Raw genomic sequence first — 12558 nt, forward strand, 5'->3', positions numbered from 1 at the left:
TATTAAACCCGCCCCAACCTATAAAAAATAGGGAATTCTAACGCATACACTTCTTTGTCGGGAAGTTGATTTAAAAATGCATCCACCGGATTATTTCCGTTTTTTTCCTTGTATTTCTTTACGGCCGACCAACTTTTTAAATATCCTTCCAATTGCTTTGGGGTCCACTTAACTTTTATAGAAAATTCATTGATTAATTTTTCTTCCTTAAAAGGAAATTCCATGTTCTGGTATTCGTGCTCGATGTAAATTCGCTCTTTATCCCAATAATCCCCGATTACGTTTTCATAGAAGTTCAACAGTTTTTCATTGAATTCACTATCTCCTTTGTGCAATCCGTAGCCAAATATCGCTAGAACACCTCCAGGTTTTAAAATACGCTTTGCTTCATCAAAAAAAGCATCAAAATCGAACCAGTGAAACGCTTGACCCACTGTAATCAAATCGAAATAATCATTAAAAAAAGGAGTGCTTTCTGCCCTGGATAATTGATATGTTATATTGTTTGCCGGTTGTGCGTTTTCCAACTGCTCTTTACTTATATCTATAGCTTGAACCTTATGAAAGGTATCTTTTAAAATAGTTGCTATTTGTCCGTTTCCGGTTCCTACATCCAACGCCACTTTTTTATAATGCACTTTCTTACAGATATCTTCTATAAATTTTTTTGGGAACACTGGTCTGTATTTGGCATAGTTTTCAGCTTCCGAAGAAAAATTATCTATAATTGGTTTCATCCCTTTGGCGTTTTATGGATTTTACATTTTCAAAATTTAATACATAGTGTCGAATCCATAAGATTCCAACAGCTCGTTGTACTCCGGCTGAATACGTAACAACGTTATTCCTTCTTGTTCCCTTAATAGATCGATATCTTTAAATCCGTGTGAAAGCATTTTATCCAAGTAAAATAAGGCCATCCCGTAATCTCCCTGGTGCACCGTATATTTTAAAACCGATACATAAGCATCGTAATCTTTTGGGGAAACAATGGTTTTATAAATGTTTAAATACAATAAATTTTGAAGGTGCTCTTTTTCGTTATAGGAAGATTCCAGCTCGGTAGGAAGAATACGCATAAAATTAAGTATCCTTTGTCCCATCCGTTGTTTCATAACACTCGTAGAATCTATGTAATCCTTTTTAATGGCAATTACCTCATCCTCCCAATAAGAAAGCGATTCCAATTCACCCGCAGCTACATCTTTGGGAAAAAAGTTGATGTAATCCATATAATATCTCGGCTCCACCGCGTCTACAAAATCGAGATCGTTACGTTGCGTTCGATATATTTTTGTGCGTTTTACATCTTTTTGCAATTCTTTTAACGTGTCTTTTTCAAAATAAAAACGATAATTTTCCTGCATTGCCTCCAAATCATCATAAGCCCTGTACATTTCCAATTTATTGATTAATGATTGATTGAAGGCGAGGTCTTCGGAAAAAAATGAATCTATCTTAATTTCATTCTTGGGGATAATATTGCGTGTCATCGATTTTAGGGTTATTAAACGCACTGCCTTGGCAATATATTCCGAAGGTGGCCATACATGCCCGCCAGAAAATATCAATAATTCTGAATCGAACTTCCTTTTGGCAAGGTATTGCTCTGCCAACTGCATTTCTCGATAATTGTAATCTTCATTGCCTACAATACCCACAAAGAGAAAGTTATTCTTTTTGGGCGTATACATTTCATTATTTGCAAAAGAAGCGCCACAAGCAATAACGCCCTTTATTTTTTTTGAAATGACGGCTATGGAAACCGCCAATCTTGCGCCACCCGAAAAACCTGCCACGTACATGCTATTTGTATCGATATTATAAGATTCCAAAACATCGGCATAGAAAACGCGGGCTATGTTTAAGTTTTCTTGATAAGTACCGTTTTTCACCCCATTGGAAGCCGCTATCACATATCCGTATTTTTCAGCTGACTCCTTAAAAATATTCACCGCCGAAGCACCGCGACCAGAAGCATCGAAAACCATAATTAGAGGCCATTTTTTTTCTGTATTGTAATTACTTGGTAGGTAAATTGCATAACTATCTTTGGAATTGGTGGTAGGAATAGAATCCTGAACCTCCCCAGAAACAATTTTTTCTTGGGAAAATCCAGCGGTAACCATAAAAAGAAGAAATAATAGTTTTTTCATAGTAATATTATCAATCAAAAATCCCGCCATAATGCGGTATCTAAATTTATTGATAAAAATAGATTTTTAAAGAATCCTTTTATGCTTTTTAAAATTTATCTTTGTGCCGAATAGAAAAGTGTTGAAGAAATGATCCCCAATTTAAAATTATTTATGGTAATGTTGGGCTGCAAACCAGAAGGTAGATTTACCGAGCAGCACGATATTTTCTTCGGAATTGCCGCTTCCCTGAAAGATCTTGTTCCAGCGATGAAAGATTTTTGGCCAGAGGCAAAAGGACAAATACACATTGATGCATGGAGGGAAGTAACCCACGTAGATGGTTATCAAATCGAGGTGGTGGAAAGAACGGACAACATATCAAAAGAGGAGCAGCTGTTCTTTATTAACCTCGGTGGATACAAGGAAAACGAGTTTGAGGAGTATCACTATAAAATCCTGTCAATTTCCAAAACAAAGGCAGCGGCTATAAAACAATCTAAAACAACTACTTTTTACAAGCACTGCGGATTTAAAGGGGCAGAATCCCATATAGACGACAAATACGGTGTAGACGTAGATGATATTTATAATATTGAAGAAATACTGCCAGGTGTTTTTAAAAATAAATATCAACTTTCCTTCTCAAAAAACGAACAAGGACAAGAAGATGAACTGCATATTGGATATGTAAAAATTGCAAATTTAAAGTAACAAATACAGTTCTTTAAAATCATCTATTTTTTCCAATGGGCTTGTTGGAAATAACATTGGAAAGTACGATAGAAGTGCGCACTTCCCCGTAGGTAATTAATTTATCGATGAATTCTTCGAGATGAAACTGATCGTACAAAACTACCTCCATGACCAGGTTTTCGTTTCCAGTAATGCGGTAACAATTAAGCACTTCTTTAAACTGCTTCACTTGTTCTAAAAACGGCTTTAATTTTCCCATAAACGCACGTAAGGTTACAAATGCCTTTAATTGATATCCGGTTTCTATATGGTTAATTTCTGCCGTATACCCATTAATGACCCCTACATCTTCCAGTTTTTTAATACGTTCGGCAACAGCCGGAGACGACAACCCTATTTTCCTCCCAATCTCTGCGTTGGTAAAACGTGCATTTTGCTGTAAAAGCTTTAAAATTGCCCAATTTAAATCATCTATTTTCATACACTTTAAAATTCGATAGCCTTAGTGCTGTTTTTTAATTCTGTCTTGACACACCAAATAAAAAAATAGTCGCTTTTTTGAATACATTACAAATTAAATAAAATTAACATTAATACCTTAATTTTTAAGGCAAAAACTATATTCTACCTTATTTAATACATAAATGTTTTTATTTTCTGCTGTAATTTTGGAATAACATTTTAGATGTCGGCACGTGCAGTTACGGGCGAAGTAATCACAAAATTACAAACGCCTATTTGTACAGATTTATAAAAAGTATCTTGTGAAGAATAGTTATTTACGACATAGTTATCGCAGGCGTAACGTAACCAAATTACCGGTTTACAAAAAAGCCATCCATATCTTTAAATTGAGTAGGCAAATTGTTGAATATTTAAGGGGAGACACCTCTGTTCTAGAACTTCACAAATCCCAGAATCAAAAAGACATCTATTCTGATAAATTAATTATGACTTCTCTAGGGTTGGCACCTAAAATAGCGATGGCAGAAACCTCACCAGACTTAAACGTAAAACTGGCATCTCTCTCTTCGCTAGAGCAGACTACCGCTGCGTTAATTCAATATTGTGAGAAATTAGAGCTTAAAAGCGGGAAAGGAAAAGAGTTTTTACATTTGCTGAGAACAGAGATCAAGAAATTTGGGCACCTACAAAGCAAATGGGCCGTTAGCATACACAGCAAAAATTAATCGTTTACATTTTTATGATCTTTATTTTAATCCTTATCTTACTATTGCATTGGTAAAGATAAGAGGTTTATAATGAAAAGAGTGCTTGTTACGGGAGCTACGGGTAATATTGGTAGCGAAGTTGTTTTTTATTTAAGTGAATTAAACTTAAAACTCGATCTTACACTAGGGGTACGCCATTTAGATTCCGCAAAGGAAAAATTTTACCATATTCCAACTCTTCAATACAGAAATTTCGATTTTGCAGAACCAAACACCTTCCGAAGTGCTTTAGAAGGGGTTGAAATATTATTCCTCTTGCGTCCTCCTCAAATTGCAGACGTTGATACGTATTTTAAGCCGCTTTTAGAAGCTGCAAAACTGAACGGGATTCATAAAATTGTTTTTTTATCGGTGCAAGGAGCAGAAAAAAGTAAAATGATTCCGCATTACAAAATTGAAAAACTCATTTTAAAACTGGGATTTGAATATATCTTTATACGCCCCAGTTATTTTATGCAAAATTTAACCACCACCTTGCTCCCCGAAATTAAAGCAAAAAGGCAAATTACCTTACCGGCAGGCAACGCAAAATTTACGTGGGTAGATGTAAAAAACATTGGTGAAACCATTGCTTTAGCCATTAAAAATTTTGATGATTACAAAAATAAGGCTCTTGAAATAACAGGCACAGAACATAAAAACTTTTATGAAGTTACCGAACTCATGAGTACAATTGTTGGGGAACAAATAACTTACCGAAGCATCAACCCCATCTCCTTTTACATCGTAAAAAGGAAAGAAGGACTCTCCAGGGAGTTTACCTTGGTAATGCTATTGTTGCATTTCCTGCCACGTTTTCAAAAAACACCAAACCTATCGAACGAATATCAAAACCTAACAGGAAAAGAGCCTACATCTTTAGAGGAGTTTATAAAAAGGGAGCAGCAGATATTCATTGGTAAGAAAACTTAAGTAACGGTACCAACGGTTGGGGCTACATGGTTTTAGTATAGAAAAGAGCTATTAGAAACTAAAGGCAGCTCTCATCCTGTAATGTAAAAAGTGAAACAAAAACTTCAAAGCTGAAGCCATAAATTCTACCCTTACTTTCTAAAATAAAAGATTCGCACTAATTTCTAATTTTATCGCTTGCAAACTTGAAATTGCTTTAATTTGCAAAAAATGTTTTTGTGAATTACTTATCAGTAGAAAATATAGCCAAATCATACGGCGAACGCGTTCTTTATACCGACATTTCCTTCGGAATCAATAAAGATCAAAAAATAGCATTCATAGCTAAAAATGGTACTGGAAAAACTTCCTTACTGAATATTATAACGGGAAAGGATACACCAGATAGCGGACAGGTTATTTCGAGAAATGGTATTAGAATCTCCTTCTTGGCGCAAGAACCCGATTTGGATGCGAACCTTACTATTGAAGAAACTATTTTTGCTTCTGATAATAATGTTTTAAAAACCATTCAAAATTACGAAAAAGCACTGGAAAACCCAGATGATACGGAGGCCTACCAAAAAGCTTTCGAACAGATGGATATTAAAAATGCTTGGGATTTTGAGACACAATACAAACAAATTCTTTTTCAGTTAAAACTGGAAGATCTCAACCTGAAAGTAAAAAACTTATCTGGTGGACAGAAGAAAAGGTTAGCACTGGCAACTATTCTCCTGAACACGCCAGATCTATTAATTTTAGATGAACCTACCAACCACCTTGACCTGGAGATGATTGAATGGTTGGAGCAGTATTTTGCAAAGGAAAACATCACGCTTTTTATGGTAACCCACGATCGGTATTTTCTAGAGCGTGTTTGCAACGAAATCATAGAATTGGATCACGGCAAGCTGTATCAATACAAGGGTAATTATTCGTACTACTTAGAGAAGAAAGAAGCTAGGATTCAGGCCGAGCAAGCTTCCGTAGATAAAGCAAAAAATCTTTTTACCAAAGAATTAGATTGGATGCGGCGCCAACCAAAAGCCCGTACCACCAAATCGAAATCCCGGATAGATGATTTCTACAAAATAAAGGAAAAAGCCCATCAGCGGAGGCAAGATCATAAAGTTCAGCTGGAAATCAACATGGAGCGATTGGGAAGCAAAATTGTAGAATTTCATAACGTTTCAAAAAGTTTTCAAGACAAGAAAATATTAGACAAGTATGAGTATACATTTAAAAAAGGGGAACGCATTGGTATTATTGGGAAGAACGGTACGGGAAAGTCTACTTTTTTAAATATTCTAACTGGAAATATAGCTCCAGATGGAGGTAAGGTAGTTATTGGAGAAACCGTAAAATTTGGATATTATACCCAGAGCGGAATCAACCCTAAACCAGCTCAAAAAGTAATCGACATTATAAAGGAATACGGCGAATTTATACCGCTTACCAAAGGAAGACAAATATCGGCGGCGCAGTTATTGGAACGATTTCTTTTCGATCGAAAAAAGCAATACGATTACGTAGAAAAACTTAGCGGGGGCGAATTAAAGAGGCTTTATTTATGTACGGTACTTATACAAAATCCAAATTTTCTAATCCTAGATGAGCCTACCAACGATTTAGACATTGTTACGCTCAATGTTTTAGAAGAATTTTTGTTGGATTTCCCAGGCTGCCTTTTGGTGGTTTCCCACGATCGCTATTTTATGGATAAAATAGTTGACCATCTTTTTGTTTTTAAAGGTAATGCAGAAATAGAAGATTTCCCAGGGAACTATACCGATTACCGTGCTTATGAAAGCAGCGAACCGGAAAAAGAAACAAAAGCGACTCCAGAAGACAGTTCTAAAAAAACGTGGAAGAAAGATGCAAATTCCGGTTTGAGCTATGAAGAGCAAAAAGAATACAAAAAACTTGAACGGGATATAAAAAAGCTAGAAGAAAAGAAAAAAGAAGCAGAAGCTGTTTTTGCTACCGGAGAGCTTGAAGGAGAAGACATAGATAAACAATCTATAAAGCTGCAGGAGATTATAGATGCCATTGAAGAAAAAACGGAGGCATGGTTTGAACTTTCCATGAAAATGGAAGAGGGCTAGAAATCAATGTTTACTTGGCGACGTTCAGTGGGAAATAGCTATATCGTCTTCGTTAGTGAGTCGTAGCCGAGCGCCTGCCTTTTCGGACAGGCAAGTGGTGATCTTCCTTGAAGCGGTTGGCAATATTCCCTTGGAAATTTTCAGAAAAAACCAAAAACCCAAAAACCTGAAACCTTTTAATTACATAAAATATCTGTTCAAAGCCACGAACCAGCATGGGGTACACTCCCCTTTTATATACAGCTATTTGGTAAACGGACTTTATAAAAGAAAATCGTTTCCCGAAAACAGCTTACTATCCGCTTGGAAAAAACACAACAATTTTTCCAAAAGAAAGCAAAAAATTTTAAATCGCACCTTTAGCTATTTTAATGACGAAAACTTTATAAAAGCCCACGATAATCTCTTCCGAGAGGATAAAACCGTTTATTTTTCTTTAAAAGAAAATAGCCCTGAGGAAATTTTAAAGCAAAGCAACTCTTTCAACCTATTGGTTGTTGATGCCATTATAGAAGATGCTGAAAAGCAGAAAGCATGGCTTTTCTTAAAAGAGCACAAAGGTTTTAATATCAGCATCGATCTGTACGACATCGGGTTTTTATTCCGTAGAAACGAACAAGTGAAAGAAGATTTTCGTATTCGAATTTAATTTACTATTTTAAGTTAACGGATAGGAAAGCCCTATCTTTTTAATGTAAAAAGTCAATTAAAAACTATTCCACGACCCTAATAAAATTAAGCAACAGTTAAGTTAAATGGAAACTCATATAATATGGATCGTTATCTTGGCAGTTCTTTTTATATTCGTTTGGTTAAATAACAAACGAAATATGAGGAAGCTAAAAGACCGTCGCAACAATAGGTTTGAAGATCGTTATACTTCCAAAAGGAAAGAAAAATAAATTGCATTGCAATCTTTAATTAATTTTCAGCAAAAAACAGCATTATAAATTGAAAATTTACACAAAAACCGGAGATAAAGGAACTACAGCATTGTATGGCGGACAAAGGGTTCCGAAGCATCATATAAGGATTGAAGCCTATGGAACTGTAGACGAACTGAATTCCTGGATAGGACTTATTCGAGATCAAAACATTCATAACACCTATAAAAAGGTATTGATTGAAGTACAGGATAGGTTATTTACCGTAGGGGCAATTTTAGCCACCCCACCGGAAAAAGAGTTTCTAAAAAACGGCAAAAAAAGACTAGACATCCCATCGATAAGCATTTCGGATATTAATTATCTTGAAAATGAGATTGACCATATGGATGCAGAGTTACCTCAAATGACACATTTTGTGCTTCCCGGAGGCCACACTACCGTGTCATATTGTCACATAGCGAGAACCATTTGCCGGAGAGCGGAGCGAAAAGCTACTTATTTGCATGAAAATGAACCGTTTGACGAACTTGTACTTAATTATTTGAACCGTTTATCGGATTATCTGTTTGTATTGGCACGGAAGTTGACTTCTGAGCTAGAGGCGGATGAGGTAAAATGGATTCCAAACAAAGGAAATTCTTAGTTAATTGCGCAATTTTATTGAGTATTAATCAATATAACGCCCTAAAAACTACGTTCTTAGAAATAATATGTAAATAATATAAATTTTACTTGACTTTTTACTTTAAAAATTTATTTTTGCACAAAATTAAAATCTATAGCAGATGTATTGGACTTTAGAATTAGCATCCTATTTAGACGATGCGCCTTGGCCCGCAACAAAAGATGAATTAATTGACTATGCTATTAGAACCGGCGCTCCGCTAGAGGTGGTAGAAAACCTGCAGGCAATGGAAGACGAAGGCGATATGTATGAATCTATTGAAGAGATTTGGCCGGATTACCCTACAGAGGAAGATTACCTCTGGAATGAGGATGAATATTAACAAACACATTAACATTATAAAGCAAAAAAGTCTCTGTCGAGGCTTTTTTTTTGCTTAATTTTGATATATAAATACACATACAGACATGAGTTTACTCGATTCAGTTTTAAAAGTTTTTGTAGGAGATAAGGCGAAGAAAGATGTAAAGGCTTTACAACCCATTGTAGACCAAATTAAGTCTTTAGAAGATAAGATGTCGCAATTCTCCAACGACGAACTTCGATCTAAAACACAAGAGTTTAAAGATAAGATAAAAGCTTCCAGAGCTTCTTTCGATGAAAAAATAGCAGAATTAAAAGCCGAGGCAGAAGCTTCCAACGATATTGACAGAAATGAAGATATCTATACTGAAATAGACGCGTTAAAGGAAAAGGCCCAAGAAGCCTCAGAAAACACACTTAACGAAATACTGCCCGAAGCCTTTGCGGTGGTTAAAGAAACTGCAAAACGTTTCGCTAACAATGAAACTATTACTGTTACTGCTTCTACCTTCGATCGTGAAATCTCTGGTAAAAAAGATTATGTTACTCTAGAAGACGATAAAGCTGTTTGGAGCAACTCATGGGATGCTGCCGGAAAAGAAGTAACCTGGGATATGATACATTACGATGTACAGCTTATTGGAGGGATCGCCCTTCACCAAGGTAAAATTGCCGAAATGCAAACTGGAGAAGGTAAAACATTGGTAGCAACCCTACCGGTTTACCTAAACGCACTTACCGGAGAAGGAGTACACCTTGTAACTGTTAACAATTACTTAGCACGTAGGGATAGCGCTTGGATGGGGCCTTTATTTGAATTTCATGGGCTTTCCATAGACTGTATCGATAATCATCAACCGGGATCCACTGGCCGTAGAAATGCTTATTTAGCGGATATTACCTACGGAACCAATAACGAATTTGGTTTTGATTACCTGCGCGATAACATGTCTCATACTCCTGAGGATTTAGTGCAACGCCCGCACAACTTCGCTATCGTAGATGAGGTCGATTCTGTTTTAGTGGATGACGCACGTACGCCCTTAATAATTTCCGGGCCGGTTCCGCAAGGGGATCGACATGAGTTTAACGAACTAAAACCTAAGGTAAGTGATATCGTTTCCAAACAACGCCAATACCTTACAGGTGTTTTAGCAGAAGCTAAAAAATTGATTGCTGAAGGAAATACCAAAGAAGGTGCTTTTCAATTATTAAGAGTACACCGTGGTTTGCCCAAAAATAAAGCACTTATTAAGTTTTTAAGTGAAGAGGGTATAAAGCAATTGCTTCAAAAAACAGAAAATCATTACATGCAAGATAACAACCGGGAAATGCCAATAGTAGATGAGGCACTTTGGTTTGTTATTGATGAAAAGAACAATCAAATTGAGCTTACCGATAGAGGTATTGAATACTTGTCTGGAGATACCGATCCTGACTTTTTTGTTATGCCAGATATTGGAACAGAAATAGCCCAAATAGAAAATAAAGGACTTGCTCCTGAAGAAGAAGCCGAACTTAAGGAAGATCTTTTTAAAGATTTCTCTATAAAGAGCGAGCGTATCCATACCATGAATCAGCTGTTAAAGGCTTATACCCTTTTTGAAAAAGATGTGGAATATGTGGTAATGGAAAACAAGGTAATGATTGTAGATGAGCAAACGGGACGTATTATGGACGGTCGTCGTTACTCCGACGGACTCCACCAAGCAATCGAAGCCAAAGAGAATGTAAAGATTGAAGCAGCTACACAAACCTTTGCGACCGTTACGCTCCAAAACTACTTTAGAATGTATAATAAGCTTGCGGGTATGACAGGTACTGCCATTACGGAAGCTGGAGAATTCTGGGAAATCTACGAATTGGATGTGATGGAAATTCCTACCAATCGACCGATTGCCAGACAAGATAAACAAGACCTTATCTATAAAACCAAAAGAGAGAAATACAATGCCGTAATTAACGATATTGTACAGCTTGTGGAAAAAGGTCGCCCAGTATTGGTTGGTACTACTTCCGTAGAGATATCGGAGTTGTTATCGAAAATGCTTTCCATGAAAAAGATACAGCATAACGTTTTAAATGCCAAAATGCACAAAAAAGAGGCAGATATCGTTGCAGAAGCTGGTAATCCTGGAGTGGTAACCATTGCTACCAATATGGCAGGACGTGGTACGGATATTAAGTTGACAAAAGCAGTAAAAGAAGCCGGTGGTTTGGCAATTATTGGCACCGAGCGTCACGATTCACGTCGTGTGGATAGACAGCTAAGAGGTCGTGCCGGTAGACAGGGAGACCCTGGAAGTTCTCAATTCTACGTTTCCTTAGAAGATAACTTAATGCGTCTCTTCGGATCGGAAAGAGTGGCTAAAATGATGGACAGAATGGGACTTGAAGACGGAGAAGTGATCCAGCATTCCATGATGACAAAATCTATAGAACGGGCGCAGAAAAAAGTAGAAGAAAACAACTTTGGAGTGCGTAAGCGTTTGTTGGAGTACGACGATGTAATGAACGCCCAACGTGAGGTAGTTTACAAAAGAAGAAGACATGCTTTGGAAGGGGAACGCCTTAAACTTGATATTGCAAATATGGTGTTCGATACCTGCGAAGCCATTGTAGAAAATAACAAGGTAGCCAATGACTATAAGAATTTTGAGTTTGAACTCATTAAATTCTTCTCCATTACAGCACCTTTCAACGAAGAAGAGTTTAAGAAAAAATCACCAAGGGAAATTACTGAAGTGGTTTATAAAAATGCATTGAATTACTATCAAGACAAGATAGAGCGCAATGCCAAAACTGCTTTTCAAGTAATTAAAAATGTTTACGAGAACGAAAGCAATAAGTTCGAGCGTATTGTGGTTCCGTTTACAGATGGTATTAAAACCCTAAAAGTGGTTACCAACCTAAAAGAGGCTTACGAATCTGAAGGTAAAAAACTTATTACCGATTTTGAAAAAAATATTACCCTGGCCATAATTGACGATGCTTGGAAAACGCATTTAAGAAAAATGGATGAGTTAAAGCAATCTGTTCAACTAGCGGTACACGAACAAAAAGACCCATTACTTATCTATAAGTTTGAAGCTTTTGAGCTCTTTAAAACAATGATTGATAAAGTAAACCGGGAAGTGATTTCGTTCTTATACAAAGGAGAACTTCCTACGGAGGACACTTCCAACATTCAGGAAGCTAGGGAGACCAAAAAGAAAGAAAACTATAAAACTTCCAAAGAAGAAATTCCGAATAGCGATGAGCTCGCCGCTCAAAATAGAGCTGCCGGACAGACGCAGCAAAGACCACAAGTTACGGAAACTATCGTTCGGGATCGACCTAAAATAGGTAGAAACGACCGTGTTACCATTAAAAATGTAATGTCTGGAGAGAATAAAACTGTTAAGTTCAAACAAGCAGAACCCTTACTTTCTAAAGGGGAATGGGTTTTGGTTGAAGAGTAACCTTTAACAAATTTTTTAAAAAGCGATAGAAAGACTTCTTTCTATCGCTTTTTTTTTTGGAAAAAATAGATATCTTAGAAGCTTGAGAAGTGACGCCTTTCTATCCCCTATAAATGCCTACAAAAATTAAAAAGGAAAGGTTGGTTTCTATATTTTATTT

General features: G+C 36.5%; 11 protein-coding genes. 8 read left to right on the top strand and 3 right to left on the bottom strand.

The window, feature by feature from the left end:
* Window positions 1-2 precede the first annotated feature (2 nt).
* Window positions 3-737, bottom strand: a complete 735-nt coding sequence (locus tag HX109_RS02210) for a class I SAM-dependent methyltransferase (RefSeq protein ID WP_178949587.1) — start codon at window positions 735-737, stop codon at window positions 3-5.
* Between the two features lie 36 nt (window positions 738-773).
* Window positions 774-2156, bottom strand: coding sequence for an alpha/beta hydrolase (locus HX109_RS02215; protein WP_178949588.1), 1383 nt, complete (start codon window positions 2154-2156; stop codon window positions 774-776).
* A gap of 129 nt (window positions 2157-2285) precedes the next feature.
* Between HX109_RS02215 and HX109_RS02220 the strand changes: the two genes are divergently transcribed.
* Window positions 2286-2849: a DUF1543 domain-containing protein gene (locus tag HX109_RS02220; protein ID WP_178949589.1), complete on the top strand. Its 564-nt coding sequence runs from the start codon at window positions 2286-2288 to the stop codon at window positions 2847-2849.
* A 19-nt stretch (window positions 2850-2868) separates the two neighbouring features.
* On the opposite strand, the gene HX109_RS02225 is transcribed toward HX109_RS02220, so the two are convergent.
* Window positions 2869-3312 carry an Lrp/AsnC family transcriptional regulator gene (locus HX109_RS02225; RefSeq protein ID WP_178949590.1) on the bottom strand — a complete coding sequence of 148 codons (444 nt, stop codon included), beginning with the start codon at window positions 3310-3312 and terminating at the stop codon, window positions 2869-2871.
* Between the two features lie 283 nt (window positions 3313-3595).
* On the opposite strand from HX109_RS02225, the gene HX109_RS02230 reads away from it, so the two are divergent.
* From HX109_RS02230 to secA, 7 genes are all read left to right on the top strand, one after another.
* Entirely contained in the window at window positions 3596-4021 is a 426-nt protein-coding gene (locus HX109_RS02230; protein ID WP_255462740.1) for a hypothetical protein, read from the top strand.
* Between the two features lie 72 nt (window positions 4022-4093).
* Window positions 4094-4975, top strand: a complete 882-nt coding sequence (locus tag HX109_RS02235) for an NmrA family NAD(P)-binding protein (RefSeq protein ID WP_178949591.1) — start codon at window positions 4094-4096, stop codon at window positions 4973-4975.
* A 218-nt stretch (window positions 4976-5193) separates the two neighbouring features.
* On the top strand, window positions 5194-7062 hold the full coding sequence (locus HX109_RS02240; RefSeq protein WP_178949592.1) for an ABC-F family ATP-binding cassette domain-containing protein: 1869 nt from the start codon (window positions 5194-5196) through the stop codon (window positions 7060-7062).
* 55 nt (window positions 7063-7117) lie between these two features.
* A complete protein-coding gene (locus HX109_RS02245) occupies window positions 7118-7711 on the top strand; it encodes a hypothetical protein (RefSeq protein WP_178949593.1) in 594 nt (197 codons plus the stop codon).
* Between the two features lie 302 nt (window positions 7712-8013).
* A complete protein-coding gene (locus tag HX109_RS02250) occupies window positions 8014-8592 on the top strand; it encodes a cob(I)yrinic acid a,c-diamide adenosyltransferase (protein WP_178949594.1) in 579 nt (192 codons plus the stop codon).
* 142 nt (window positions 8593-8734) lie between these two features.
* Complete coding sequence (locus tag HX109_RS02255; RefSeq protein ID WP_008612884.1) at window positions 8735-8956, top strand: DUF2795 domain-containing protein; 222 nt, start codon at window positions 8735-8737, stop codon at window positions 8954-8956.
* A gap of 85 nt (window positions 8957-9041) precedes the next feature.
* Complete coding sequence (secA, locus tag HX109_RS02260; RefSeq protein ID WP_178949595.1) at window positions 9042-12398, top strand: preprotein translocase subunit SecA; 3357 nt, start codon at window positions 9042-9044, stop codon at window positions 12396-12398.
* The last annotated feature ends 160 nt before the right edge of the window (window positions 12399-12558 follow it).

The organism is Galbibacter sp. BG1, from assembly GCF_013391805.1.
Classification (GTDB): Bacteria; Bacteroidota; Bacteroidia; order Flavobacteriales; family Flavobacteriaceae; genus Galbibacter.

Bases quoted from the DNA above. Each gene is read 5' to 3' on its own strand.
- HX109_RS02215 (WP_178949588.1), bottom strand. From the start codon at position 2,156: ATGAAAAAACTATTATTTCTTCTTTTTATGGTTACCGCTGGATTTTCC.
- HX109_RS02255 (WP_008612884.1), top strand. From the start codon at position 8,735: ATGTATTGGACTTTAGAATTAGCATCCTATTTAGACGATGCGCCTTGG.
- HX109_RS02225 (WP_178949590.1), bottom strand. From the start codon at position 3,312: ATGAAAATAGATGATTTAAATTGGGCAATTTTAAAGCTTTTACAGCAA.
- HX109_RS02220 (WP_178949589.1), top strand. From the start codon at position 2,286: ATGATCCCCAATTTAAAATTATTTATGGTAATGTTGGGCTGCAAACCA.
- HX109_RS02210 (WP_178949587.1), bottom strand. From the start codon at position 737: ATGAAACCAATTATAGATAATTTTTCTTCGGAAGCTGAAAACTATGCC.
- secA (WP_178949595.1), top strand. From the start codon at position 9,042: ATGAGTTTACTCGATTCAGTTTTAAAAGTTTTTGTAGGAGATAAGGCG.
- HX109_RS02235 (WP_178949591.1), top strand. From the start codon at position 4,094: ATGAAAAGAGTGCTTGTTACGGGAGCTACGGGTAATATTGGTAGCGAA.